Source organism: Nonomuraea sp. NPDC001684 (genome assembly GCF_053596515.1).
In genome coordinates, this window is sequence record NZ_JBSFGJ010000018.1 from 30,090 (window position 1) to 55,490 (window position 25,401).

The 25,401-nt window shown below is 70.0% G+C and carries 21 protein-coding genes and 2 tRNA genes; 5 read left to right on the plus strand and 18 right to left on the minus strand.

Annotation, left to right across the window (positions count from 1 at the left end; all coding sequences use genetic code 11):
• The 4 genes from ACWCSD_RS06305 to ACWCSD_RS06320 form a co-directional block, all read right to left on the minus strand.
• Nucleotides 1-203, minus strand: a 203-nt coding sequence (locus tag ACWCSD_RS06305) for a hypothetical protein (RefSeq protein WP_449913353.1), incomplete at its 3' end; no start/stop codon positions are given.
• A 138-nt stretch (nucleotides 204-341) separates the two neighbouring features.
• On the minus strand, nucleotides 342-578 hold the full coding sequence (locus ACWCSD_RS06310; RefSeq protein ID WP_449913355.1) for a hypothetical protein: 237 nt from the start codon (nucleotides 576-578) through the stop codon (nucleotides 342-344).
• 437 nt (nucleotides 579-1,015) lie between these two features.
• Nucleotides 1,016-1,092 (minus strand) — tRNA-Thr (locus ACWCSD_RS06315).
• 57 nt (nucleotides 1,093-1,149) lie between these two features.
• Nucleotides 1,150-2,697 carry an alpha/beta hydrolase gene (locus tag ACWCSD_RS06320; RefSeq protein ID WP_449913356.1) on the minus strand — a complete coding sequence of 516 codons (1,548 nt, stop codon included), beginning with the start codon at nucleotides 2,695-2,697 and terminating at the stop codon, nucleotides 1,150-1,152.
• A 193-nt stretch (nucleotides 2,698-2,890) separates the two neighbouring features.
• Here ACWCSD_RS06320 and ACWCSD_RS06325 point away from each other — a divergent pair, with 193 nt between their 5' ends.
• Entirely contained in the window at nucleotides 2,891-4,723 is a 1,833-nt protein-coding gene (locus ACWCSD_RS06325; RefSeq protein WP_449913358.1) for a glycoside hydrolase family 15 protein, read from the plus strand.
• Between the two features lie 46 nt (nucleotides 4,724-4,769).
• On the opposite strand, the gene ACWCSD_RS06330 is transcribed toward ACWCSD_RS06325, so the two are convergent.
• Complete coding sequence (locus ACWCSD_RS06330) at nucleotides 4,770-6,155, minus strand: MFS transporter (protein ID WP_397155373.1); 1,386 nt, start codon at nucleotides 6,153-6,155, stop codon at nucleotides 4,770-4,772.
• Nucleotides 6,156-6,184: 29 nt separating this feature from the next.
• Here ACWCSD_RS06330 and ACWCSD_RS06335 point away from each other — a divergent pair, with 29 nt between their 5' ends.
• Nucleotides 6,185-6,361 carry a hypothetical protein gene (locus ACWCSD_RS06335; RefSeq protein WP_449913361.1) on the plus strand — a complete coding sequence of 59 codons (177 nt, stop codon included), beginning with the start codon at nucleotides 6,185-6,187 and terminating at the stop codon, nucleotides 6,359-6,361.
• 127 nt (nucleotides 6,362-6,488) lie between these two features.
• Here the strand turns inward: ACWCSD_RS06335 and ACWCSD_RS06340 are convergent, their stop codons facing one another.
• Together ACWCSD_RS06340 and ACWCSD_RS06345 are read right to left on the minus strand one after the other, a co-directional pair.
• Nucleotides 6,489-7,007 (minus strand): hypothetical protein, encoded by a 519-nt coding sequence (locus ACWCSD_RS06340; RefSeq protein ID WP_364332741.1) that lies wholly within the window; start codon nucleotides 7,005-7,007, stop codon nucleotides 6,489-6,491.
• A gap of 162 nt (nucleotides 7,008-7,169) precedes the next feature.
• Nucleotides 7,170-7,664: a DUF1269 domain-containing protein gene (locus ACWCSD_RS06345; protein ID WP_449913363.1), complete on the minus strand. Its 495-nt coding sequence runs from the start codon at nucleotides 7,662-7,664 to the stop codon at nucleotides 7,170-7,172.
• A gap of 431 nt (nucleotides 7,665-8,095) precedes the next feature.
• Between ACWCSD_RS06345 and ACWCSD_RS06350 the strand changes: the two genes are divergently transcribed.
• The gene (locus ACWCSD_RS06350; protein WP_352358484.1) at nucleotides 8,096-8,389 is read left to right on the plus strand and encodes a hypothetical protein; all 294 of its coding nucleotides are present in this window, start codon (nucleotides 8,096-8,098) and stop codon (nucleotides 8,387-8,389) included.
• 103 nt (nucleotides 8,390-8,492) lie between these two features.
• On the opposite strand, the gene ACWCSD_RS06355 is transcribed toward ACWCSD_RS06350, so the two are convergent.
• The 9 genes from ACWCSD_RS06355 to topA all read right to left on the minus strand — a co-directional run bounded on the left by ACWCSD_RS06355 (nucleotide 8,493) and on the right by topA (nucleotide 21,516).
• Nucleotides 8,493-9,665, minus strand: a complete 1,173-nt coding sequence (locus ACWCSD_RS06355; protein ID WP_449913365.1) for an AI-2E family transporter — start codon at nucleotides 9,663-9,665, stop codon at nucleotides 8,493-8,495.
• 1,157 nt (nucleotides 9,666-10,822) lie between these two features.
• Nucleotides 10,823-11,683: a stage 0 sporulation family protein gene (locus ACWCSD_RS06360; protein WP_397155366.1), complete on the minus strand. Its 861-nt coding sequence runs from the start codon at nucleotides 11,681-11,683 to the stop codon at nucleotides 10,823-10,825.
• A 120-nt stretch (nucleotides 11,684-11,803) separates the two neighbouring features.
• Nucleotides 11,804-12,850: a permease-like cell division protein FtsX gene (locus ACWCSD_RS06365; protein ID WP_449913367.1), complete on the minus strand. Its 1,047-nt coding sequence runs from the start codon at nucleotides 12,848-12,850 to the stop codon at nucleotides 11,804-11,806.
• Nucleotides 12,847-13,374, minus strand: coding sequence for a SigE family RNA polymerase sigma factor (locus tag ACWCSD_RS06370; protein ID WP_449913369.1), 528 nt, complete (start codon nucleotides 13,372-13,374; stop codon nucleotides 12,847-12,849). The genes ACWCSD_RS06365 and ACWCSD_RS06370 overlap by 4 nt, the downstream gene beginning before the upstream one ends.
• Before the next feature lie 179 nt (nucleotides 13,375-13,553).
• Entirely contained in the window at nucleotides 13,554-14,732 is a 1,179-nt protein-coding gene (locus ACWCSD_RS06375) for a DNA polymerase III subunit delta' (protein ID WP_397155361.1), read from the minus strand.
• Nucleotides 14,733-14,741: 9 nt separating this feature from the next.
• Complete coding sequence (gene tmk / locus ACWCSD_RS06380; RefSeq protein ID WP_449913371.1) at nucleotides 14,742-16,778, minus strand: dTMP kinase; 2,037 nt, start codon at nucleotides 16,776-16,778, stop codon at nucleotides 14,742-14,744.
• A 141-nt stretch (nucleotides 16,779-16,919) separates the two neighbouring features.
• Nucleotides 16,920-17,492 (minus strand): helix-turn-helix transcriptional regulator, encoded by a 573-nt coding sequence (locus tag ACWCSD_RS06385; protein ID WP_397155357.1) that lies wholly within the window; start codon nucleotides 17,490-17,492, stop codon nucleotides 16,920-16,922.
• Nucleotides 17,493-17,564: 72 nt separating this feature from the next.
• The gene (locus tag ACWCSD_RS06390; protein ID WP_449913373.1) at nucleotides 17,565-18,818 is read right to left on the minus strand and encodes a metallophosphoesterase; all 1,254 of its coding nucleotides are present in this window, start codon (nucleotides 18,816-18,818) and stop codon (nucleotides 17,565-17,567) included.
• Nucleotides 18,819-18,831: 13 nt separating this feature from the next.
• A complete protein-coding gene (gene topA / locus ACWCSD_RS06395) occupies nucleotides 18,832-21,516 on the minus strand; it encodes a type I DNA topoisomerase (protein WP_397155353.1) in 2,685 nt (894 codons plus the stop codon).
• A gap of 189 nt (nucleotides 21,517-21,705) precedes the next feature.
• On the opposite strand from topA, the gene ACWCSD_RS06400 reads away from it, so the two are divergent.
• A complete protein-coding gene (locus ACWCSD_RS06400; protein WP_125641854.1) occupies nucleotides 21,706-21,891 on the plus strand; it encodes a DUF5703 family protein in 186 nt (61 codons plus the stop codon).
• 122 nt (nucleotides 21,892-22,013) lie between these two features.
• Here the strand turns inward: ACWCSD_RS06400 and ACWCSD_RS06405 are convergent, their stop codons facing one another.
• Both ACWCSD_RS06405 and ACWCSD_RS06410 read right to left on the minus strand, forming a co-directional pair.
• Nucleotides 22,014-24,137 (minus strand): chaplin family protein, encoded by a 2,124-nt coding sequence (locus ACWCSD_RS06405; protein WP_449913375.1) that lies wholly within the window; start codon nucleotides 24,135-24,137, stop codon nucleotides 22,014-22,016.
• 198 nt (nucleotides 24,138-24,335) lie between these two features.
• Nucleotides 24,336-24,863, minus strand: coding sequence for a hypothetical protein (locus ACWCSD_RS06410; protein ID WP_358291479.1), 528 nt, complete (start codon nucleotides 24,861-24,863; stop codon nucleotides 24,336-24,338).
• A gap of 373 nt (nucleotides 24,864-25,236) precedes the next feature.
• Between ACWCSD_RS06410 and ACWCSD_RS06415 the strand changes: the two genes are divergently transcribed.
• Nucleotides 25,237-25,322 (plus strand) — tRNA-Leu (locus tag ACWCSD_RS06415).
• The last annotated feature ends 79 nt before the right edge of the window (nucleotides 25,323-25,401 follow it).

Sequence of the window (25,401 nt, forward strand, 5' to 3'; positions counted from 1 at the left end):
TTGATCTGACCCGCGTCGATCACGAACTTCTGATTGTTGTTGCCGCTCTGACACTCCCACTGGTAGATCCGGACCCCGTTGCCACGGTCGTTGGTGACGTCGATGCACATCGGGTTCGGAGCGGAAGCCGCGGCGGGCAGAACGAGACCCGCACTGACGGTGACGACGAGGACGGCTCCAGACAGAAGGCGACGAACCAGCATGAGTGTCCCTCCGGGGGTGCGTTGAACAGGGCTCATGCACCATGTCGCAACTCAGGGTGTTCGATCAATCACCTTCTGTTTACAGTCCCCTTCCCTCCTCCCGGCACACACAGTGACCCCACCCGCGCACACCGGCCACTACGCCCGCTCCCGCCCGGCACTCTCCGCAGCCCGGGAGGACGGCAGTCGCCTGCGTTGCGCCAATTCGGAGATCGAGCCGCGATTCGCCCGCGCCAGGACCGCGAGGGCACGCAGGATCTCAGGCCGCTCATCCGGCCGCGTGCCGCGGAGCGCGACGATCGCCACAACCGTCATCGCCACGGCGGGAATCGCGAGCGCGACAACGGCCGCGATCACGAACACCGACAACTGCATGACCCGCACTCCTCCGCCTGCTCGGGTCGAGCAAGCGGGGGCTCAGCTCGACCAGTGGCACACTGGCAAGCCGAGTTCCCCTCACCTGGCGGGTCTCAGATGGGATTTCGTCATCCCATTCGGTTGTCTCAAGGAACGCCGTTCGATCATGACCGTCCGGACGACGGTGGGCGCGTTCCATCTCCCGAGGTCTCCCCCGCCCGCTCAGGCGGACCGACGGCCCCGGGAGTACAGACAGGGCTTCCAGGGCTTCCCTGTGTGTACTGTGCCGTGATGACGAGGCCGCCGCGAAGGGGTACTCCCCGCGCTCACAGAGTGCATCGGCACCGCGGCCCCGTCAACCGGCCGGCACCCCGTGCGCCGAGGCGGTCAGTTCGGCCGGCCGCTGTACGCCCACGCAAAAGGCCCTCCTGGACGAACCGGGAGGGCCTTCGAACTGGAGCCGCCTTGGGGATTCGAACCCCAGACCCCTTCATTACGAGTGAAGTGCTCTGGCCGACTGAGCTAAGGCGGCGTGCCTGTACGGCTTGGAAGAGTCTACAGGAGATCTAAGGGTTCTTGCTCCTCCCGATCACCGGATGCCCGGACAGATCGTGCCGTCCTTCGGCGGCACCCCCTCCACGAGATACCGGTCCACGGCGTCGTCCACACACGAAGAGCCGTTTCCGTACGCGGTGTGCCCGTCGCCGTCGTAGGTCAGCAGCACGCCGGACCGCAGCTCACCCGCCAGCGCCCGAGCCCACCCGTACGGCGTCGCCGGGTCCCGTTTCGTGCCGACGACCAGGATCGGAGGAGCCCCGGCGGCGGTCAGGCGGTGCGGCGAGAAGGTGGGCCGAGCCGGCCAGAACGCACACGGCAGGGACGACCACACGATGTACGCCCCGAACCGGGGCGCCTTCCTGGACGCCTGCGCCGCATCCTCCGCGAACGCCGCGGCCGTCGCCGGATACGGGCCGTCGACGCAGTTCACCGCCAGATTGGCCGCCAGCTGGTTGGAGTAGGTGCCGTCGTCCTGCCTGCCGGCGAGCTGGTCGGCGTTGCGCAGCAGGAGTGAGCCGTCGCCGTTCAGCGCCCGGCGTAGCGCCTCGGTCAGTTCCGGCCAGGAGGCACGGTCGTAGAGCGGCGTCAGCGCGCCGAGGGTGGCCAGCGCCTCGGTGACCCGCCGGCCGCCGCCTTCCAGGGGCTGGGTGTCCGCGCGGCGGATCAGGGCCCCGACCTCGTCCGTCGCCTCTTCGGCCGGCCGGCCGGCGAACGGGCAGTCGCGGTCGCCCAGGCAGTCCTCGACGTACGCGCGCAGCGCCTCCTCGAACCCCACGGCCTGCTCGGTGTTGACCAGCATCCGCGAGTCGGCCGGGTCGAGGGCGCCGTCCAGCGCGAGCGCGCGCACCTTGCCGGGGAACAGGTCGGCATAGACGGCCCCGAGAAAGGTCCCGTACGACTTGCCGAGATAGGTCAGCTTCTGGTCGCCGAGGGATTGGCGCAGCAGGTCCAGGTCGCGGGCCACGTCCATGGTGCCCAGGTGGGGCAGGAGCCGGCCCGAGTGCTTCCGGCAGCCGTCCGCGAACCGCCGCGCCGCAGCCTCCAGCGCACCTCGCTCCTCAAGGGTGTCGGGGGTGGTGTCCATGGCGACGAACGCGTCGAGAGCCTCGTCGTCGAGACACTCGACCGGCGCCGACCGGCCGACCCCGCGCGGATCGAACCCGACGACGTCGAACCGCTCCCGCACCTTCTCGCCCACCACCAGCCGGGCGGCCCTGGCGTACTCGACCCCGGACGCCCCCGGCCCACCCGGGTTCAGCACCAGCGAGCCGATCCGGTCGCCCGTCGCGGGCAGCCGGACGACCGCCAGCTCAAGCCGCTCACCGTCGGGACGGTCGTGGTCGAGCGGCACCCGCAACGTCCCGCACTCGAAGCCGTCCCCACAGTCGGACCAGCCGAGCCCCCGCACCACCCGCTCCTCCGGACGGCCACACCCACCGGCGAGAAGCACCACCGGCACCACGCCCCCCGCCACGACGCGGCGCAGCCACCGCGCGACCCACCAGCGCGCGACCCACCAGCGCGACACGCCCGGCACGGACAGCAGGGCGGGGGCTCCCCACGAGCGGTGTTCACGCACCGCACCAGGAAACCACCCCCTGGATGCCCTCCGGCGAATCGCCGGGCCGAGGCGCGCGCTCGTCACCCTGGATGACTTCCTGCGATACCAGGAGTTAGCCTGAAAAGGCTGCTCCGTCCCCCCGGTGACGGTCGCTAAGTCGACACGTCCGGAGGCAGTCGTCCGGTATGTCCGGCGAACAACGGAGGCATCGATGAACGGCTACCCGCAGATCGCGGACCACGGCATGATCGGAGACCTGCAGACCGCCGCGCTCGTCTCCAGCGACGGCACCATCGACTGGTGGTGCACGCCCCGGTTCGACTCCCCGAGCCTCTTCGCGTCCATCCTCGACAGCGAGCGCGGAGGCCACTGCCGGCTGGCCGCCGACCTGGAGGGCAGCGACGAGGCGGCCGTGCGGCAGCTCTACCTGCCCGACACCGCCGTCCTCGTCACCCGGTTCATGGCCTCCGGCGGCGTCGGCGAGGTCGCCGACTTCATGGAGCCGAACACCTCCAGCACCCCTTCCGGCCGGCACCGCCTGGTGCGGTTCGTCCGGGTGGTCCGCGGGAGCCTGCCCTTCGTCTTCGCCTGCCGTCCCCGCTTCGACTACGGGCGGGCACCGCACACCCTCGCGCTCGGCGACGCCGGATCGGCGGTCTTCCAGGGCCCCGGCACGAACCTCCACCTGCAGGCCGCCGGCCCTGTCGCCCTGCGCCCGGACGGTGAGGACATCGTCGCGGACTTCACCCTCCAGGCCGGCCAGACGGCGGCGATCGTCCTGACCAGCTGCAGCGGCGACGACCAGGCCGTGCCGCCCGTGACCGCCGACGGGATCCGCGACAGCTTCGAGGCCTGCCGCGCCTTCTGGCACGGTTGGCTGCGCGCGTCCCGGTACCGGGGTCGCTGGCGTGACATGGTGAACCGGTCGGCGATCACTCTCAAACTCCTCACGTACGCGCCCACCGGCGCCCCGATCGCCGCCGCCACGATGGGGCTGCCGGAGCAGATCGGCGGCGAACGCAACTGGGACTACCGCTACACCTGGGTCCGCGACGCCTCCCTGTCCGTCCGGGCCCTGATCGGCCTCGGCTTCGTCGAGGAGGCCCAGGCGTTCCGTACGTGGCTGCATGAACGGCTCCTCGCCGGCCGCGCCTCCGGTGAGCCGCTGCAGATCATGTACCGGATCGACGGGGATCCCCATCTGACCGAGGAAGTGCTCGACCACCTGGAGGGATACCGGCACTCCCGGCCGGTACGGGCCGGAAACGCCGCCTCCGATCAGCTCCAGCTCGACATCTACGGTGAAGTCGCCGACGCCCTGGCCCAGGCCCAGGAGATCGGCGGCATCCGCGGCTGGCGGTCCTTCGCCGAGCTGCTCGACTGGCTGGCCGACACCTGGGACCGTCCCGACGAGGGCATCTGGGAGACCCGTGGCGGGCGTCAGGAGTTCACCTACAGCCGGCTGATGACCTGGGTCGCCTTCGATCGCGGCATCCGGATGGCCACCACCCACTCGCGTCCGGCTGACCTCGTGCGCTGGATGAGTGTCCGGGACGCCGTCTTCAACCAGATCATGGACCGCGGCTGGAGCCCTGACCGGCAGGCCTTCGTCCAGCACTACAGCACCGACGTGCTGGACGCCTCGCTGCTGCTCATGCCCCGGGTCGGGTTCATCTCCCCCCGCGACCCGGCCTGGCTGAGCACCCTGGACGCCATCGACCAGGAGCTGGTCAGCGACAGCCTCGTCTACCGCTACGACCCCGCCGCCTCCCCCGACGGCCTGCGCGGGTCGGAGGGGACGTTCAACCTGTGCAGCTTCCTCTACGTCGAGGCCCTGGCCCGCGCCGGACGGCTGCAGCAGGCCCGTTACGCCTTCGACAAGATGCTCACCTACGCCAACCACGTCGGCCTGTTCGCCGAGGAGATCGGCCCGTCAGGCGCGCAGCTCGGCAACTTCCCGCAGGCGTTCACCCATCTGGCGCTCATCGCCGCGGCCGTCGCCCTCGACGAACAACTCGACCGTGCCGAACCGGGCGCCTGGTAGACCGCGCACAGCGTCACGGCGTCACGGCGTCACCTTGGGATCGGCGTCACCGGGGGTCGGCGGGGAGCCGGATCGCGGCGGCCAGGCCCACCAGGGCGAAGATCGCAAGAGCGATCATGGCGAGGGCATAGGACCGGTTCCCTTCGGCCAGCCCGGAGATGAGGATCGTGCCGGCGATCGCCGTGCCGAACGACGAGCCGAGATTGGACACGCTGCGCGACAATCCGGAGATCTCGCCCTGCTGTTCCTCGGGAAAACTGGACTGCACGACGTTGACCGACGGCGTGAGCATCACGCCCACGCCCAGCCCGATCAGCAACAGCCCCGGCACGAAGGCGACGACCCGCGACGACGCTTCCACCAGGGCGAGCAGGACGACGATCCCGGCCACGGTCATGGCGAAACCCGCTGAGATCAGGTTCTTCTGGGCGTGCTTCTTGGTGAGCCGCTCCGCCGCCAGGGAGCTCACCAGGATCCCCGCGGTCGCCGCGGTGAAGACGACACCCGTCTGGATGGCGTTGTACCCGCGGACCTTCTGCAGGAAGACCGCGACCACGAAGGACGTCCCCATGAGCACCAGCCACTGCATGTTCTGGGTGACGAGGCCGAGATCGGACGTACGGTTCCGGAACAGGCGCGTCGTGAGCAACGGCTCCTTCCCGGCGCGTTCCCGGGCCCGGATGTGCAGGAAGAACCAGATCAGGAAGCCCACTCCGACGACGAGGAACGCCGTCATCAGCAGGGCGTTCTTGCCGGCCTGGAGGATCCCGAACACCACGAAGAACATGCCGACGGCCGACAGGACCGCGCCGGCGGTGTCGAAGGGCCGGGTCGGATCCGGCGGCACCGGGTCGGCGATCCGGCGGCTGAGAAAGACGATCACCGTGACCACCACCGCCTGGAAGACGAACGCGGCACGCCAGGTGATCGCCGTCGCGATGAAACCGCCGATCAGCGGGCCCGCGGCCGCGCCGACACCGCCCAGTCCGCTGATCAGGCCGAAGGCGCGGGCCCGCGACCGCAGATCGTCGAAGGCCATCGTCGCGAGAATGTAGACGGGCGGGATCAGCAACGCGGTCCCCACCCCTTCGAGAACCGAGTTGCCGAGGATCAGCACCGCGAGGCTGGGCGAGAACGCGCTGGTCAGAGCGCCGATCCCGTACAGGGTGAGGCCCGCGAGGAAACACTTCTTGCGTCCCCAGCGATCAGTCAGCTTGCTGCACGGGATCATCAGCACGGCCATGATCAACAGGAAGAGCGTGATCGTGCTCTGCACGCCCTTCACCGTGGTGTTCAGGTCCCGGCCGATGTCGTTGATCATCACGTTCATGTTCGAGCCGGCGAAGCTGCAGATGAACTGGGCGAGGGCCAGCGGGGTCAGCGGGCTCTTCGCGAAGGCGGCCGAGCTCCCGGGGGCTGCGGGGCCGGTCACGGTCCACCCCGCCGTCGCGCTCGCTGAGCTTGATCGGTGGCGACGGGGGCGGCGCCTTCGCCCCGCCGTCGCGCTCGCTGAGCCTGATCGGTGGCGAGGAGCGCGGCGCCTTCGCCGTACGAACCGGCGCCGGCCCCTTCAAGGACGGGATCGCTGCGGCACATCATCCACCTGCGCATGACCACCTCGATGTGAATCCGGCATGATGCTCGCCACCTCCGTGGTGCCCGCCTCCGTGGCGGCCGATTCCATGGCGGCCGGCTCCATGGCGGCCGTCGCCACGGATGACCGGCCGCCTCTGCGGTCGGAGCGGCCGTCCCGGCGGGCGTCCGGTCAATGGTGGAACGCGGCCTTCAGCACCACGATCACCAGCCCGAGCAGCAGATTGATCACGCTCGTGACCAGCACCATGCGAGAGGAGGCGCCGATCCCCACGGCCGCCGCGGCCGACCAGCCGACCTGCCCGGCCACCGCGACCCCGAGGGCCAGCCAGGCGGTGCCCTGCGGTTCGAGGCCCAGCAACGGCCCGACGGCCACGGCGACGGCCGGCGGAACGGCCGCCGTGACGATCGGCCACTCCTCGGCGCAGGCCCGGCGGATGTCAGCCACGCTCATGCTCTGGAAGACCGCACGGGCGCCGAACAGGCGGGCGTGGACATGAGCGGCCCAGAACACCGCGCTGGTCCCCAGCAGCAGGATGATCATCTCCAGACGCGGGAACCTGCCGAGCGACGCGGCACCCGCCACCACGGAGGCGGCGAGCAGTGATCCGTAGACCGCACCGGTGTAGTCCCTGTGGGCGCCTTCGGCCGGCGACCGATGACCGTCGGCCGGATCGGGCACCTTCCCCATGACGACCTCTCTTGCTGATGACCGACCACCTCTGGACAAAGGGTGCTCAACTCTCACCCTCGCGACGAAGCGAACGCGCCGCGCTCACGCGGCGAGGCGAGGCGAAGCGGAACGAGGCGGGGCGGGCGCACCGCAGATCCGTGGCGGCGTGCGGCGTTCCGTTCACCGGGCGCCGATCCCCTCCATCATCTCGCGCAGTTGCGCCTCCTCCTCACGATTGAGCGAGGTCTGGATGACATGCCCGCCGTACGACTGGATCTCCGGGATGACCTTGTCCGGCGTACTCTGCACGACCAGGACGAACAGCGCGGCGGTGCCGGGTTCCAGCTTGCCGGCGATTTCCCTCATGAACTCGTCGTTGACGCCGGCGTCGGTCATCGCTGCGGCGGCCGCTCCGGTGGCGGCGCCCATCGCCATGCCGAAGAGCGGCACGAAGAACAACATCCCGATCAGGCCACCCCACAGCGCTCCGCCGGCCGCACCCATACCCGTCGTACCGCTGGTCTGGTGGAGCTTGATCGTCCCGTCGGCCCGGCGTTCGACGATGGCCACGTCCTCCATCGTGATCAGGTTCTGCCGTTGCAGGTCGGTGAGGCGGTCACGTACGGCGATGGCGGTGGAGAGGTCGGGATAGGAGATCGCGATGAGGTTGCTCATTGGGCTTGTTCCTCCTGATCGGTTGCATCGACGAGCAGCTGCGGACGCCCCGGAAAGCAGTGCGGGCCGCCGCCGGGAACAGGTCCGTGACCGGCTCTCCGGGCGGACAGCCCCACATGACCCGGGACTCCCAGCGGAAGATCCGCAACGGCCGCATCACGGCATATGACGGCATCGCCCTGTCAAGCCGCCGTCCATGCTTCTGATCCCCTGTTCCCGATAGGGCGGCCACCGCGAGAAGGCAAAGATTTCCCTCCGGCAAATCTGTGCATTTTTCGGAAATAACCCTCAGTGCGCCCAGACAGCACCCGGGCCGGCAAATCGAAGCAGGGACTTTCCATGCACAACGTCGAGGATGAGCAGCCCCGGCGGCGGGGACCATCCACTTCGCCTACCTTCCGGCAAGGCGTGATGGAGGGACGTGGACCGCCATGGGATGTCTGTTCGCGATCTTCGCGGGCCTCTTTCCGCGACTTGCCGTTTTCATCATCTGGGTGGCGCGCCCCGCTCTGGTCAGCGCCGCCTTCCACACGTGGATCTGGCCTCTCCTCGGGCTGATCTTCCTGCCGTTCACCACGTTGATGTACGTGATCCTGTACGTGCCCGGCGTCGGCCTGAGAGGCGCGGACTGGTTCTGGATCGCCGTATCGGTCGCGCTGGACCTCTTCCACTGGATCGGCACCGCGACCCAACGTCGCCAGATCCCCGGCTATCCCCGCGGCTGACCGGCCACCGCCCGTACCGCCGCACGTGACACCGGCCGGAGGGCCCGGGGCGTCTCCGCTCGGCAGCCCTGCCGGAACGATCGTCGATCCGCTCCGGTCCACGTCACTTCGACGGCGGCGAGCCGGGGCCGTCCTTCGAGGGCGTTCCTCCGCCTCCGCCCTTCGGCGGCGCCGACTCGGCGGCCATGGCCTCCCGCAGCTCCTGACGGGTGGCGAACGTGTCGATCAGCGACAGCAGCATGGCCACGATGGGGATGGCCAGCAGCGCGCCCATCGCGCCGAACAGCGACACCCCCGCGATCACGGCGGCGAAGGACACCCCGGGATGGATGTCCACCGCCCGCGAGCTGATCTTCGGCTCCAGCGTCAGGTTCTCCACCTGCTGGTACAGGACGCCCCACGCCAGCGCGGCCAGACCGACCCAGGGACGTGACGAGACCAGTCCCACCACCACCGGCAGGGCGATGGAGATGTAGGTGCCGATGGTGGGCACGAGCTGGGCGACCAGCCCTGTCCACGCACCGAGCGCCAGCCAGGAGGGCATGTCCAGCAGCCGGAACACCAGGGCCGACGCCGTGCCGTTGATGGCGGCCAGGATGAGCCGGGAGGAGACGTACCCACCGGTCTTGATCGTGGAGACGTCCCAGACGCTGATGAAGACCTGCTGGAGCCGGCCGGGCAGCAACTGCGCGAGCCACCGCCGCAGCCTCGGCCCGTCGGCCGAGAAGTAGAACGTCAGCAGCGCCAGGGTGAACAGGTTGAACAGCGTTCCGGTCACCGTGCCCAGCAGCCCCAGCACCCCGCCGAGCGCGCCCTGCGCGTACTCGGCCGCCTGCTGCGGGGTGAGTTTGATGGACTTGAGAATGTCGGAGATCTCATAACGAGTGCCGAGACGGGCGTTGACCCACTCGACGACGCCCGCGATGACGTCGGGCAGAGCCTTCAGCAGCACCGCGACCTGCTGCACGAACATGCTGCCGAACAGGACCATGAAGATCACGAATGCCAGGATGAACAACGTCATCACCAGCAGCGTCGCTCTGCCTCGGCGCATGTGCCGCGACATGCGCCGCACGGCGGGCTCCATGGCCAGAGAGAGGAACCAGGCCATCACCAGCATGGCGATCAGCGCACCCGCGTCCGTGATCACGAACCGGACGAAGAACGCCACCGCGACGACGGCCGCCATGGCAAGCCCGGCGCGCCAGACGTTGGCAGGTGAGAGCATCACCTGCACTGCGGGCACGCCGTCGCTCGACTGCACCGGCTTCTTCATGACTCTCCAGAGATCTAGATCCCACCTCCGATGACCACGGCGAACGACGAGACCGCAGAGGACAACGAGTCCGGCCCTCACCCCGGGCGCACGGCCCTCAGCCTCCTTAGCCTGCGGCCGAATGCGTCATACATGGAAGTGACGCACCCAACGTACGACGACCAGCCGCTCCAGCCCCGCATCTCCCACCCGACCGGCTTGTCCCCCACTCCACCCCACCCCCCGGCTGAACGGCACCCCGCACACCCAGGCCGTACCGAGCCAGGCCGAGCCAGGCCGAGCCAGGCCGAGCCAGGCCGAGCCAGGCGGGCCGGGCCAGGCCGACGCGAGGCGAGGCCGGGCCGGGCCGACGCGAGGCCAGGCCAGGCCGACGCGTGACGAGGCCAAGGCGCGGGCGGGACAAGGCCGGAGGCGCGAGCGGGGCGGATGGCTGGCTCGGGCACTTCGAACGGACTTCGCAAACTGCCCCCCCTCAGACAGGCGCCGGAAGGTGGCGCTTCGGGCGCGCTGCTGTGGCGGGTGCCTGAGGTGGACCTGGGATTCTGCCTGGGTCGATGGGTCGGCGCCTCGCAGGGGGCTGCGGGGCTGCTCAGACGGCGCTGTTGTGAGCTGATGCCCCGCTGAGGCTGTTCGAGCCTGGCCCACCGTTCAGACTGCAGCGAGTTGGTGCTGCTGGCCGGAGCCGCGGCGGACTGGTGTCTCAGGTGGCGGCGTCGAGAGCGGCGCCTCGGTGGGACTCTTACAACCGCGAATCGGCGCTTCCGACGGGGCCACTCCGGCTCCGAGTGGCACTTCCGATGGAGCTGCTGCGGTGGCGGGCTGGCGTCCTGGCTGGGGCTGCTACGGCTGCGAGTCAGCGCTTCCGGTGGGGCTGTCAGGGCTCCGAGCGGCGCGCCGGTGTAGCTACTGCGGTGGCGGGCTGGCGCTTTGGGTGGGGTTGTTGTGAGCTGGCGCTTTGGGTGTGGTTTGTGAACTGGTGCTGTTTGCCACAGCGAGCCTCATCAATGAGCCCGGGGCCGTACGAGGGGCCGCGCGGAGCCGCCGCAGCCATGCCCCTCGCGCTGTACCCCCTACGGCCTCCCCGTCGCCTTCGGGAAGGCAGTCAGCCTGTTACCGGCCGCCCATGAGCGCCACCTGGGCCAGAGCGGGATGAGCGTTCAGACGTCCTCCCCACCCGCAGAAGCCTTGCGGTCGGGCGATTCCTCCTGGTTGCCGTACATCGTGTCGTGCTGGATGCGGGGCGAACACACCGATGCGGAAGGGCACGCACAGCGCCTCCCGCCATCGTCCAGGCGCACCGTCACCGTGTCGGCGGGGACGTTGTGCCCGGTGACGATCCCATCGCCCTGCGGCGTGCTCACCCGGCTTCCCGCGCGAGGCATCCTGTACCGGCTCTCAACGTACAACGGGTGCTCGTACTTCAGGCAGCACATGAGCCGCCCACAAGCCCCCGCGATGCGCAACGGGTTGACCGGCAGATCCTGGTCTTTGGCCATGCGCACGGACACGGGCTCGAAATCCTTCAGGAACGTGGCACAGCACAGGTCACGGCCGCAGGGACCGATGCCGCCCTGCAGCCGCGCCTCGTCCCTGGGACCGATCTGCCGCAGCTCGACCCTGGCCCGCAGGTTACGGGCCAGGTCGCGGACCAGGGCCCGGAAGTCGACCCGATGAGGGGCCGAGAAGTACACGGTGTAGACGTTGTCCTGGTCGAGATAGTCGATGCCGACGACCTTCATCGGCAGCGTGTGCCGTTTGATCAGCTTCTTCGACACGCTGCGAGCCTCGGCCCTGCGGCGTTTGTTGGACTCGTCACGCGAGAGGTGTTCCTCACCCGCCGGCCCCTCGCACACGGGCAGACCGTCGATGTCCTCGCTCGTGTACTGCGGCGCCCACACACACTCCGCCACCTCGGGGCCCGAATCGGTCGGCACCAGCACCTTGTCGCCGACCTTGAAGGTGTGCCCGCCCGGATCGAGGTAGTAGAGCCTCCCGTAGCGCGTGAAGCTCACGGCCATGATCATTCCCATGGGCTCGAGCTCGCCTCCCTGACGGCCTCGGGGGTTGTTACGGCCTTCCGTTGCCACACTACGTGTGTCCACCCGGTGAACGTGAGGGGCACCGGGCCCGATCTTGAATCAACCGCCCGTCCGGCAGTCCTGGCCCTTCGGCAGGGAGACCCGGTAGCGGGCCATGGCCAGAGCCGCGTCGACCGTACAACGGCGGTCGACGACGGATGCGACACCCCGCTGCCGTCTCAGGGCCTTCAGCAGCGCGCTCCAGTCGTCGCGCTCCGACCTCATCTGCAACCGGTACGACTCCGGCATGTCCCCGATCTTGGTGGCGGCGAGCAGTGCCTTGTTGTCCTGGTAGCTGCGCTTGAAGTTCTCGTACGCCGTCGACTGGTCCTCGTAGACGATGGACTTGACCTGCTTGGACGCGCGCAGGAGTGCGACGATCTCGGCCTTCTGTCTGGTCGTGGCCCCCTTGCCCTCCTTCACGATCTTGTCACCGTCCGCCGCACGTTCGGCTCCGCAGGCGGGCAGCGCCGAACCGTCGCCGCAGAGGAAGACGCTGACCTGAGTGCCGGATGACGGAAGGGAAGCGGCGGAGGGCACCAAGTCGATGTCCTCGACCCCCGGGAGCGAGCTGAGTGCCTGCTTCACCGGCACCGGATCCGTGCCGGGCTCAAGCCGCAGCCGGAACGAGGCACGCAGGTCGTCGACCGTCACCGCATCGAGCAGCCGCTGGTTGTGTGCGAAGTCGCGCCGGAAGCTCTCGAAGGCTTCGGCTTGGTCCACATACATGAGCGAGGTGACGCCGGGCACCTCCTTCGCCGCCTTGTCGATCGACTTCGTCTGATCAAGCGTGACGCCCTGCCCCTGACAGGACGGCGCCTTCCCGCCGGCCGACCTCGAACAGAGGAAGATCGTCAGCTCTTGCGCATCGGCCTGACCGCCGGGGGGGCCGGCCAGCGTCGCAACGTGCTCGTCGCCTCGCACGCCCAGCCAGACGGCGGTCGTAGCCCCCGCGAGCACCACCGCCACGGCCGCGCTCACCAGCCGGAGGTCCACCCGGCTCCGGCGCCGCTCCGGCGTGCGCAGCGGCTTGAGCGCGCCGGTGTCGACGGTCGCGCCGGCCTCGACGAGCGCGGCACGAAGCCTGTCTTCCATCGGACTGTTCATGATTCCTCCCCAAGCGCCCGGCCGAGAGCGGCGAGCCCTCGCGCGATCGTGGACCTGGCCGTGCTCGCGTTGACGCCCATGGTCGCGGCGACCTCCTGGTCGGACAGGTCGAAGTAGTAGCGCAGGGTCAGCGCCTCACGCTGCCTGCGCGGCAGCTCCCGCAGGGCGAGCAGCACCTCCCGCCGCTCCTCGCCCAGCAGCGCGGCGCTCTCCGCCGACCAGACCGGCGGCTCGTAGGGCACCGCCCGCCGGAACACCGTCGCCCGTCTGCGCAGGACGGACCGGCACCCGTTAAGCACGGCGGAACGCACATAGGCCAGCGCCTTGTCGGCGTCCCGCAGACGGGCCCGGCCGGCGTGCGTACGCGCGAACGCCTCCTGTACGACGTCTTCGGCGGTGGCCTGATCGCCGACCATGATCAGGGCGAGCCGCACGAGGCCCACATGATGCTCGGCGAAGATCGATGCCACATCGACCTGTTGCCGCACCAGGGCCTGTTGTTGGGAGAGCAGTTCGACTTCCACGCTACAGAGACGCTTCGCGGGCTCACTTGCTGCTCCGGTCACCCAGCTATCTTTTCGCCCTCCTGACAAGCGAGAAGGCGGAAACCGCAGGCAGCCGCGGCCAGGACCCCAAGGCGAGCCACCCCAGCCGAACCCTCAAGCAGCCCGCGCAGCCACCACAGGCGGTGGCCGGGATCAGCTCAGGCCGCCCCGCGCAGCGACAACATCATCGCCTCCACCGCCATCTGCGGATTGACGTTGGCCCCCAGCCGCTCCCGGCACCGCATGATCGCGTCGATCCGCCGCAGCGTCTCCTCCGGCGTGGACGACCTGGCGAGCTGGTCGAGATCGAACCGGATGTCGTCGTTGGCCAGCTCCACCCCCGCCCCGAACTGCATGGCCAGCACGTCGCGGTAGTACGACACCAGCTCCAGCAGCGCGGCGTCGAGCGAATCCCGTTTGATGCGGGTGGCCCGGGACTTCTGCCGGTCCTCCAGCTCCTTGAGTGCGCCCGCCCCGCCGCGCACCAGCCCCCGGTTGAGCCCCTTGCCCGTGGAGCCCTCGCCGTAGATCTTGCGCAGCTCGGCCGTCTCGTTCTCGTTGAGCGCCGCCGTGGCCGCCGCGGCCTCTTCCTCAGCCGTCTTGACCAGGCGTTCGGCGGCGGACACGCACTCGCCCACACCGGTCAGCGTGCGCGGGATGCCGAGCACGGCCTCCCGCCGGTGACGGGCGCCCTCGTCGAGGGCCAGTGACCGCGCCCTGCTGATGTGCCCCTGCGCGGCCCGCGCGGCGAACGCGGCGGTCTCCCATGGCACGCTGTCGCGGGTGGCCAGCACGTGCGCGACGGCCTCGGTGGACGGCGTGGTCAGCGTGACCTGACGGCAGCGCGACCTGATGGTGATCATGAGGTCGTCGGGGGCGGGCGCGCACAGCAGCCAGACCGTGCGCGGCGGCGGCTCCTCGATGGCCTTGAGCAGGGCGTTGGCCGCCGACTCCGTGGCGCGGTCGGCGTCTTCGAACAGGATGACTCGCCAGCGACCCTGGGTGGGCGCGCCCGCGGCCCGCAGGATGAGCTCGCGGGTCTGCTTGACGCTGTAGGACAGGCCCTCAGGACGTACGGATTCCAGGTCGGGGTGGGAGCCGATGAGCACCTGGTGACACTGGTCGCAGTGGCCGCAACCGGCGTCGGGGCACAGCAGCGCGGCGGCGAAGGCGCGCGCGGCCTCCTCCCGGCCCGAGCCGGGCGGGCCGGTGAACAGCCAGGCGTGCGTCATGCCGGCGCCGCGACCGCCCTTGACGGCCTCGCCGGCCGCCGCAGCGGCCCGCGACAGCACGGAGATCGCCTGGTCCTGCCCGACGAGGTCATCGAAAACTGTCACGGCGTAAGGCTAGTCGCGGATGGCGGGCATCGTGCCCGTGGCGTCTTCGGACTCCCGGGGCACCGGGTCGGGCAGGATCTCGCGGATGCGGTCCTGGATCTGGCGGGTCAGCACCTCGGGCGGCATCGTGCCGTCGACCACGAGGTAGCGGCCGGGATCGGCGGCGGCCAGCGCGCGAAACTCCTTGCGCACCCGCTGGTGGAACTCCAGCGGCTCGGACTCGATGCGGTCGGCCGCCCCGCCCAGCCGGGTGAGCCCCACCTCGGGCGGCGTGTCGATGAGCACGGTCAGATGCGGCACGAGACCGCCCGTCGCCCATGCGTTGATCTTGGACACGTCTTCGGGGTCGAGCGCCCGGCCGGCGCCCTGGTAGGCCAGGGACGAGTCGACGTAGCGGTCGCTGATCACCAGCGAGCCCCGGTAGAGCGCCGGGCGGATCACCTTCTCGACGTGCTCGGCCCGGTCGGCCGCGTAGAGCAGGGCCTCCGAACGGGCCGACAGACCTCGCTCGGCCGCGTCGAGCAGGATGGCCCGCAACCGCATGCCGATCTTGGTGGAGCCTGGCTCCCGCGTCTGGACCACGTCGTAGCCCTGGTCGCGCAGCCAGATGGCGATCAGCCTCGACTGGGTGGTCTTGCCCGAACCCTCGCCGCCCTCGAACGCCATGAACAGCCCCGGCACGTGCTCGGCCGGCTCGGCGGGGTAACGCTCGCCGCGCACCGCCGCGAGAAGGTCGGCCGACAGCGAGACGCCCTGCCTGTCGTCCATGTGGCGCAGCGCCAGGATCCCGACGGCCATCGCGAGGCCGCCGCCGATGACCAGCACCAGGTTGGTGCCGTCGAAGCGGTAGGCGATGGCGCCGAGGCCGAACTCGTGGGCGCCGAAGAGCGCCGCCAGCGGGTTGGCCACCGCCACCACGAGCAGCAGGGTGACCCGCGCCGTGGACTGCAGGAACGAGAACGTGCGCCCGCGCAGCGCGTCTTCGACCTCCAGCCCGATCAGGGTGTAGCCGATGATCCACGCGATGCCCGCGCACGCCCCGAGCAGCACGGTCAGCATGACGACGATCGGCAGGTTGTGGATCAGCGCGATGGCCACGAGCACCACCCCGGCCACGGTGATGGCCAGGCCGAACAGCCGCCGCCGCGACAGCCCGCGCAGCAGCCTGAGGCCGACGAACATGCCCAGCGCCATGCCGACGAAGACCGCGCCGAACACGACGCCGTAGGCCGCGTCGCCGCCGCCGAGGGCCACCACGTAGATCTTCGCCACGCCGACCACGGCCCCGCCCGCGGCGAACGCGCCGAGCATGCCGATGATCAGGCCGCGCACGAGCCGGTTGCCGCCCACGAAGCGCCAGCCCTCGACGACCTGCTTGAGCACCGAGGGCGTCGAGATCGCGCCGTCGCGCTTGGGGATGCCGCGCAACGTGAAGATCAGGAAGGCCGACACCAGGTAGGCCAGGGAGTTGACGATCAGCGCCGGAGCGGTCGGGTCCATGCCGTTGAGCAGCGGCAGGACGCTGCGCCCCATGTCGCCGGCCAGGGACAGCGCGGCGAACAGCAGGGCCGCGACCGGCGCGCTGCCGTAGGTGACCAGCAGGTTGAGCCGGTTGGCGGATTCGAGCTGGTCCTTGGGCACCAGGTTGGGCACCGTGGCGTCCTTGGCCGGGACCCAGAACAGGTTGACGCACTCGACCAGGACGGTCGCGACGATCACCCACTGGTAGGTGCCGATGACCGGGATCGACAACACGACCGCGAACCTGGCCAGGTCTGCGGTGAACATGGTCAGCCGCCGGTCGAACCGGTCGGCGAACACCCCGGCCAGCGGCCCGAGCAGCACCGCGGGCAACATCTTGGCGATGAACACGCCGCCCACGGCCAGCGACTGCATGCGGTAGTCGCCCTGGTTGAGGTTTCCGGCGAGGGCGGTCAGGGCCAGGATGTTGAGCCAGTCGCCCAGACTGCACACCGACATGGCCGTCCAGAGACGGCGGAACGGCGCATGGGCCAGCACATGTGCAGCGCGCCTAGGGGCAGTCATGATTTCAGCGTATCCAGGTGTCGGCCGGACATGGGAAGGCAGGAGACAACGCGGAATTACCCGCTTGTCCGTGGCTGAGGGTATTACGTTCGCGGGTCGGCGTGCAGGTTACCCGCATGGAATAGGCCGTCGAAAACGTCGTCATTTCATTACTCCGGCCTCTTGCCTGATCTGCTCCACCAGAGGCATCCAGGCGGCGCGGACGGCGGCCGGCAGGGCCAGCTCGCCCCAGAGCTCGACCAGCAGCGCGCCGTCGACGTGGTCGAGCAGGTCGGCGGGGCCGCCCTCGCTCAGCAGCGCCGAGTAGGCCGCCCGGCGCTGGCCGCGGTCGGCCAGGTCGTAGACCCGGCCGCCGAACCGCAGGACGCCCAGCGCCGCGGCCACCGGCAGCCGCCGCAGGCGGCTCGGGACGTGGAAGCTGCGCCCGCCCGCCGATTGCACGGCGAACTCGACCTTGGGCTCAAGGGCCAGCCGGAACCCGGCCGCGTCGAGGATGCGCCCGGCGGTCTCCAGCGTCGGCGACTTCCTGCCGTGCTCGTAGGCCGACAGCGTGGTGCGCGAGGTGCCGCTCCTGCTGGCCAGCGCCTTCTGGTTCATGCTCGCCGCGTGGCGCGCCTGCCTGAACAGCAGCCCGCCGCGCCTGGCCCAGAAAGCGACGTCGGGCGCGAGCGAAGCCGCCTGACGCAACGCCCCTTCGGCCGGGGAGGACACCATGCTCACCTCCTGCGAGTATCCGGTCGGATACTACGCCAAGATGACACCACGTGGCGACCGCGTCGCGCAAAGTCAGGAGCGCAGCTCCAGCATAGTGATCTCCGGCGGCGCGCCGACCCGTACCGGCGGCCCCCAGAACCCCGCGCCCCTGGTGACGTACACCTGCACGCCGTCGACCGTGGCCAGCCCCGACACGACGGGCTGCTGCAGGCCCACCACCAGGTTGAACGGCGCGATCTGGCCGCCGTGCGTGTGCCCCGACAGCTGCAGGTCGACGCCGAATCCGGCCGCCTGGTCCACCTGTACGGGCTGGTGGGCGAGCAGCACGGTGGAGCGCCCGGGCGTCCGTCCGCCGAGCGCCTTGGCGAAGTCGGGCCCGTCGCCGACGGCCTCGCCGTTGAGGTCGTTCACCCCGGCCAGGTCGAGTACGGCGCCCTGGTGGCTGATCTCCACGCGCTCGTTACGCAACGAGCGAACGCCGAGCTGGTCGAGCTCCTCGATCCATTCCTGGGGGCCGTTCTGGGTGTAGTACTCGTGGTTACCGGTCACGAAATATGCCCCGTAGCGGGACTCAAGGCTTTTGAGGGGCTTGGCGAGGGCGCCCAACTGAGCCACGGACCCGTCCACCAGGTCGCCGACGATGGCCACCACGTCGGGACGCAGGCCGTTGATCATCCTGACGATGCGCTCGGTGTGGCCGACGCCCGTGAGCGGGCCCAGGTGGATGTCGCTCACCACGGCGAAGCGCAGGCCGTTCAGCCTCGGGTCGAGCTTGGGCAGCCGGACCCGCACCGGCTCCAGCACCGGGTCGCCCAGAGCGCTGGTCATGCCGTAACCGACCGTGCCGAGCGCGCCGACCCCGGCCACCACCGCGGTGGTGCGCCCCAGGAAGAGCCGCCTGCTCATGGGCGGCACGGTAGGGGGAACAGGCACAGCGGGGGGCACAGTGGCAGGCTCAGTGGCGGGCCCGGACGGCGGGGCGGCGGACGCCACCGCCGCGACCGGAACCGGCTCCTTGACCGCCACCGACCCGCGCTCGCCCCTGCGGATGATCATCGAAGCGACGGCCCGCGGCACCTCCAGCACCAGCAGGAACACCACGAGGTAGAACATCAGCGCCACCCACAGGTAGCCCGGCCAGGCCAGCCAGTTGCCCAGCTCCATCCGCGTGCCCGCGAACGCGGCCACCACGAGCAGGACGAGCCCGACCAGGCCCCAGGTCAGCGCCTTGCGGGCGCGCCCGGGGCGGGTCGCGGAGCGCACCATCCGATGCCACAGATAAAGGTGCGCCACCACGACGAGAGCGACGAAGACCAGCACGATCACACGTCGATGCTACTTACGATTTGGCCGCCGGCTTCTTCGCGGTCGTCTTCTTCGCCGGGGCCTTGCGCGTGGTCTTTTTCGGCGCGGGCGCCCGATCGCGGCGCTCGGCCAGCAGCTCGGCGGCCCGTTCGATGGTGATGTCCTCGACCGTGTCGCCCTTGCGCAGCGACGCGTTCGTCTCGCCGTCGGTCACGTAGGGGCCGAAACGCCCCTCCTTGACCACGACCGGCTTCTTCGACGCTGGATCGTCGCCCAGCTCCCGCAGCGGCGCCGCCGCCGCGGCCCGCCGCCCGCGCTGCTTGGGCTGCGCGAACAGCTCCTTGGCCTGCTCGATCGTGACCGTCAGCAGGTCCTCTTCCGAGGTGAGCGAGCGGGAATCGGTGCCCTTCTTGATGTACGGCCCGAACTTCCCGTTGTGCGCCACGACCTCCTCGCCGTCGAGCTCGCCCACCACCCGGGGGATGGCCAGCAGCTTGAGCGCGTCGTCGAGGGTGATCGTGTCGAGCGACATCGTCTTGAACAGGGAGCTGGTGCGCGGCTTGGGGGCGTCTGCCTTCTTCGTCCGCTTCTTCGGCGTCTCGTCCTCAGCCGGCTCGGGCAGGATCTCCGTCACGTACGGCCCGTAACGGCCGTCCTTGGCCACGATCATGTGGCCGCTCACGGGGTCGCGCCCCAGCTCGCGGTCGCCGGTCGGCCGCGAGAACAGCTCCTCGGCCTTCTCCGCCGTCAGCTCGTCGGGCGTGGTGTCCTCGGGCACGTTGACCCGCGCGCCGTCTCTGTCCAGGTACGGCCCGTAACGCCCGACTCGCAGGACGATGTCCGTCCCCTTGATCGGGAACGAGCTGATCTCCTTGGCGTCGATGTCACCGAGGTCGGTGACCATCTCCTTCAGGCCCTCGTCGCCGTCGCCCGCGCCGTAGTAGAAACGCTGCAGCTCGGGCACCCGCTCGGCGCGGTCGTTGGCGATGTCGTCGAGCACCTTCTCCATCTCGGCCGTGAAGTCGTAGTCGACCAGGTTGCCGAAATGCTGCTCAAGCAGGTTGACCACGGCGAAGGCCAGGAAGGACGGCACCAGCGCGGTGCCCTTCTTGAACACGTAGCCGCGGTCGAGGATCGTGCCGATGATCGACGCGTACGTCGAGGGCCGCCCGATCTCGCGGTCTTCCATCTCCTTGACCAGCGAGGCCTCGGTGTAGCGGGCGGGCGGCTTGGTGGAGTGGGCGGCCACGTCGAGCCGCGACACGGTCAGCGCGTCGCCCTCGGCCAGGTTGGGCAGCCGCTTCTCGGAGTCGTCGCGGTCGGTCGAGGGGTCGTCGGCCCCCTCCACGTACGCCTTGAGGAACCCGTAGAAGGTGATCGTCCGGCCCGAGGCGCTGAACTCGACGTCTTCGCCGGAAGCCGAACGGCCGCCGACCTTGACGCTGATCGACTCGCCGACCGCGTCCTTCATCTGCGAGGAGACGGTGCGCTGCCAGATCAGCTCGTACAGGCGGAACATGTCGCCGGACAGCCCGGTCTCGCCCGGCGTGCGGAACTCCTCGCCGGAGGGCCGGATCGCCTCGTGGGCCTCCTGCGCGCTCTTGACCTTGCTGGTGTAGACGCGCGGCTTGTCAGGCACGTACGCGGCGCCGTAGAGCTTGATGGCCTGCGAGCGGGCGGCGGCGATCGCGGTCTCCGACAGCGTGATGCTGTCGGTACGCATGTAGGTGATGAAACCCTGCTCGTACAGCCGCTGGGCGACCTGCATCGTGTACTTGGCGGAGAAGCCCAGCTTCCGGCTGGCCTCCTGCTGCAATGTGGTCGTCCGGAACGGCGCGTACGGCTTGCGCGTGTACGGCTTGCGCTCGACGGACTTGACCGAGAACGACGTGCCCTGGAGCCGGCCGGCCAGCTCACCGGCGGCGGCCTCGGACAGGTGCAGCACGTCGGCCGTCTTGAGCTGCCCGGTGCTGGCGAAGTCGCGCCCCTGGGCCACCCTCTTGCCGCCTACCGAGGTCAGCGTCGCGGTGAAGTCACGCGGCCGCTCCTCGGGCTTGCCCGAGTCGAACAACGCCTGCAGGTCCCAGTAGTGGGCGGAGGTGAACGCCATGCGCTCCCGCTCGCGCTCCACCACCAGCCGCGTCGCCACCGACTGCACCCGGCCGGCCGACAGCCGCGGCTTGACCTTCTTCCACAGGACCGGGCTGACCTCGTAACCGTAGAGCCGGTCGAGGATGCGGCGGGTCTCCTGGGCGTCGACCAGGCGGAGGTTGAGGTCGCGCGGGTTCGCGACGGCGTCGCGGATCGCCTGCGGCGTGATCTCGTGGAACACCATGCGGTGGACGGGCACGGTCGGCTTGAGCACCTCGCGCAGGTGCCAGGCGATCGCCTCGCCCTCCCGGTCCTCGTCAGTGGCCAGGTAGAGTTCGTCAGCACCCTTCAACAGCTGCCGCAGCTTGCTGACCTGCGCCTTTTTGTCGGGGTTGACGACGTACAGCGGCTCGAACTCGTGCTCGACGTTCACGCCAAGGCGCGCCCAGGACTCCTTCTTGAAGGCCTCGGGGATGTCGTCGGCCCGCTCCGGCAGGTCACGGATGTGGCCGATGCTGGACTCGACCGTGTAGCCGGCGCCGAGGTATTTCTCGATCGTCTTCGCCTTGGCGGGCGACTCGACGATCACCAGGCGTGTTCCGCCGGAGCTGCCGTTCTTGGCTGGCACGCTGCTTCCTACCTCACTGTTCGCTTGCAATCCCCCTGCCGGGAGTCGGCATAGATCTGAAAGGTAACCCGACTCGCGGAAATTTCCTTCCCCCGGGCTACCCACTAGCTTCCGGGTCCACCCACAAGCACGCAGAATAAGCCCCATCGAGCGGCATGGCGCCCTGACTCACCCTGGAGACTAATCGTTGTGCTCGACTACTCCTACATGGATATCTTCATTCCGCGCGACCTCACTCGCGAAGCCGCACGTCAACTGCTGACCGAACACGCAGAGTACGGCCAGTGGGAGCTCGCGCGGGTGCGGGTGCACCCCGACGGGAGCCGGCACGTACGGCTGCGACGCAAGGTCATCCGTGTCCGCAGCACGCTCTGAGCCTGGACATGGCTTTGCCCGCTCCGGGCCGCGCCCCCGGAACGGGCAAAGCATCTATCGCCTACCGCTCCCAGGCGGTGGAGCGGTAGCGGTATCTGCGGTTACCGACCTATGCCGTATATCTACTTACGGCCGAACCGGAACCGGCGGGCGGTCGCGAACAGCGTGGCCGACGCGGCGAACATCGAGCCGAGCAGCAGCGCGAGCAGCGAGCTGGAGTTCATCCCGGTGAGACCGGCGGGCTGGGCGGCGCTCATCAGGCCCAGGTTGCCGACCGGCAGGCCGCCGGTGGCCGAGGTCACGGCGCCGCCGACCGGGGTGGAGGAGAGCAGGTCGGTGGCCGGGGAGAGCGGCGAAGAGGGGCGGGCCGGCGCCCTGCGCACGTGGTCGGTCCTGTCGGCCATGTGACGCTTGCCGGGCCGGACGGGCACCCGCTTCTCCCAGGACTTGGCCGGCATGTCCACCTCGCCGGGCCTGGCCTGCGCCGGACCCTGCACCGGAGCCTGCGCCTGGCCGGGAAGGCCGGGCAGCTCGGGCAGGGCGGGCAGGCCCAGGGTCTTGGACGCGTCGTCCACGAGCGGCAGCGAGGACAGGCCGCCGCCGACCGGCAGGCCCGAGCCCTCCAGCTGCTGCGTCACGTTGCCGGGAACCGGCAGGCCGCCCGCCTTCGGCAGGCCGCCGACGTCGGGCAGACCGGGCACGGCGCCGGTGCCGTTGACACCGTTGAGCGCCGGGACGGCGGGCACCGCGGGCAGCAGCCCGCTCTTGGCCGCGGCCTGGTGGCCGGTGGACCGCAGGAACTGGTTGTAGCCGCCGCCCGGGTAGCCCGGCTTGCCGACGTGCGCGCCGCCCAGGCAGCCCGCCGCGGCGTCGCCCAGCACGGCCACGGCGTTGCCGCAGACGTTGACCGGAGCCGTGATCGGCGCGATCACCTGGTTGCCGCTCAGCACGCCCGAACGCCCGGAGGTCGAGTTGCCGCCGCCGCCCACACCGTTGTGCGGCCAGACGGCCGCGCCGCCCTTGCAGTGGGCGTTGGAGGCGCCGAGCACCGCGGCCGCGTTGCCGCAGACGTTGAGCGGAGCCGTGATGGGCGCGATCACCTGGTTGCCCGCCCCGACGCCCGACTGCCCGGAGGTGTGGTTGCCGCCGGCGCCCCGGCCGCCGTTCTTGACCGAGACGACGCCCCGGCACCCGGCGAACGCCTTGCCGAAGGCGGCCACCGCGTTGCCGCACACGTTGAGCGGAGCCGTGATCGGCGCGATCACCTGGTTGCCGCTCAGCACGCCCGAACGCCCGGACGTCGTGTTGCCGCCCGCCCCGGAACCGGCGCGGGTGTTCAGCACCGTCGCGCCGCCCCGGCAGTTGGCCACCGCGTTGCCGACGGCGTTGCCGCAGGCCGTGATGGGCAGGTTGACGGGGGCGATCACCTGGTTGCCGCTGCCGGCGCCGTAACGCCCGTCGGTGTCGTTGCCCGTGGAGCCCGGCGCGGCCATGTGGTGCAGCCAGCCGCCGCCGCCCGAGTTGGTGACGCTGGCGCCGCCCTGGCAGCCCGCGAACGCCCGCCCGAACACCGCAACCGCGTTCCCGCAGATGTTGATCGGCCCGTTGACCGGCGCGATCACCTGGTTGCCGCCCAGCGCGGACGAGCGCCCGGACGTGCGGTTGCCGCCCGCGTTGCCGACGCCGCTGTTGTGCACGGAGGCGCCGCCCTTGCAGCCCGCGGTCGCGTCGCCGAAGATGGCCAGCGCGTTGCCGCAGGCGTTGATCGGAGCCGTGATCGGCGCCGTGAGCTGGTTCCCGCCGATGAGGCTGGAGTCGCCCGAGGTCTGGTTGCCCCCGGCGCCGCCCTTGCCCTTGTTGTGGACGGTCGCGCCGCCCCGGCAGCCCGCGTCCGACTTGCCGAACAGGGAGACCGCGTTGCCGCAGGCGTTCAGCGGCGCGGTGATCGGCGCGTTGACCTGGTTGCCGCCCAGCACGCTGGAGTTTCCCGAGGTGCGGTTGGGGATGTCGCTCGGGCCGGCGTTCTCGACCGAGGCGCCGCCGTGGGACCCGGCGGACGACTGGCCGGCCGCCCCGACGGCGTTGCCGCTGATGTCGATGGGCAGGTTGATCGGCAGGTTGACCTGGTTGCCGCCGCCGACGGAGGAGTTGCCCGAGGTGTCGGCGAAGGCCGCACCGCTGCCGAACGACATGACCGCGACCGCCAGAAGGGCCGCAGGAGTAGATGCTCTAGCCCACGTACGCATGGTGAATGCTCCTAGTGGTTCTTGGGGGGATACCTGAAACGGTTCGCGGGCAGCCGAGGCCGTGCGAGGTCGCACACAACGGTGACCTCGGATTCGCGAACAGGTTGACTGACGTCTCACCCGCCGGCGGAGGGGATCTGACCACGCTCCGCCGTCGCTCTCCGGACGGGACGTCCGGGGCGTGTGGAAATGGCGGGATCAGTCAGGTGAGAAGGAAGGGTCGTCCGCCGCTGTGCGGACGACGGGGGGCAGCACACGCGCCATGACGGCGGACTGGTACTGCAGCCGCGGGTCGACACCGGACCTCGCGACATCCCCCATACCGGGCCCGAACGGGCCGCTGCCACCACCGTTGGGCACCAGTCCATCGGTGTCCAAGATCTTTCCGGCGGAGGATGGTGGTGGCAGACCAGGATCCTGCTGGCTGTTGAGACCGTCCACGGTGCGGCCGGCCATCGCCTCGGCGTTGTCCGACGCCGAGAGGTAGCCGGGGACCGAAAGGGGAGCGGGGGCCGCGTCGGCGGCTCCTGTGGTGGCCGCGGTGGCATCCGCGGCCGCCGGAGCGGCGGACATGGCTCCGAACACGACGGCGAGCAGCCATCCGGCCGCCACGAGGGCGCCCATCGTGACTGCCCGCACGACAACCCTGCGGGCACCGGCCGCGAACCGCGCCATCCGGTCGGCCCGCTCGGCGGTCGTGTCCTGCTCCGGGAGCGTCGTGGGCACGCGGCGCACAGCGAGGGACGACGCCCTCGACTGCCCGACCTTCGTGCGTGCCACGTGACCTCCCAGCTTCCGGAACCGGCCTCACGTCGTGAGGCCGGTCCGTGGACTCACCCCTCAACGATCCGTAACCGTAGCAGCACCCAAAGTTGCCGCAAGGGCTTTTCAGCAGAGACCCCGAAAAAGGCCAAGGACACGCTGGTCCGCTTCACGGAAGACACCTGGGAGGGTCATCAGGACGGTCCGGCGGGTCCGCCGGCGGGCCGCCGAAGAGTCGGCGCCTCTCCCCTGTGCCGATACTTGGTATGACTCACCCCCCAGAGTTTGCTAACCTTACGGAGCCGACGCGAGATGACGTCCCGCGTGCAGGCACCAAGTCCGGGTGGCGGAATAGGCAGACGCGCTAGCTTGAGGTGCTAGTGCCCAGTGATGGGCATGGGGGTTCAAGTCCCCCCTCGGACACACCGCACACATGTGGAGGCACCGGTAAACCGGGCCTCCACATTCTGCTTTCCGGGGCAGTACGTGAATCAGCCGGGGA

Coding starts and splice junctions, on each gene's coding strand:
- ACWCSD_RS06310 (WP_449913355.1), bottom strand. CDS start 578: ATGCAGTTGTCGGTGTTCGTGATCGCGGCCGTTGTCGCGCTCGCGATT.
- ACWCSD_RS06325 (WP_449913358.1), top strand. CDS start 2,891: ATGAACGGCTACCCGCAGATCGCGGACCACGGCATGATCGGAGACCTG.
- ACWCSD_RS06340 (WP_364332741.1), bottom strand. CDS start 7,007: ATGGGGAAGGTGCCCGATCCGGCCGACGGTCATCGGTCGCCGGCCGAA.
- ACWCSD_RS06345 (WP_449913363.1), bottom strand. CDS start 7,664: ATGAGCAACCTCATCGCGATCTCCTATCCCGACCTCTCCACCGCCATC.
- ACWCSD_RS06350 (WP_352358484.1), top strand. CDS start 8,096: ATGGGATGTCTGTTCGCGATCTTCGCGGGCCTCTTTCCGCGACTTGCC.
- ACWCSD_RS06355 (WP_449913365.1), bottom strand. CDS start 9,665: ATGAAGAAGCCGGTGCAGTCGAGCGACGGCGTGCCCGCAGTGCAGGTG.
- ACWCSD_RS06360 (WP_397155366.1), bottom strand. CDS start 11,683: ATGGCCGTGAGCTTCACGCGCTACGGGAGGCTCTACTACCTCGATCCG.
- ACWCSD_RS06365 (WP_449913367.1), bottom strand. CDS start 12,850: ATGAACAGTCCGATGGAAGACAGGCTTCGTGCCGCGCTCGTCGAGGCC.
- tmk (WP_449913371.1), bottom strand. CDS start 16,778: ATGACTGCCCCTAGGCGCGCTGCACATGTGCTGGCCCATGCGCCGTTC.
- ACWCSD_RS06385 (WP_397155357.1), bottom strand. CDS start 17,492: ATGGTGTCCTCCCCGGCCGAAGGGGCGTTGCGTCAGGCGGCTTCGCTC.
- ACWCSD_RS06405 (WP_449913375.1), bottom strand. CDS start 24,137: ATGCGTACGTGGGCTAGAGCATCTACTCCTGCGGCCCTTCTGGCGGTC.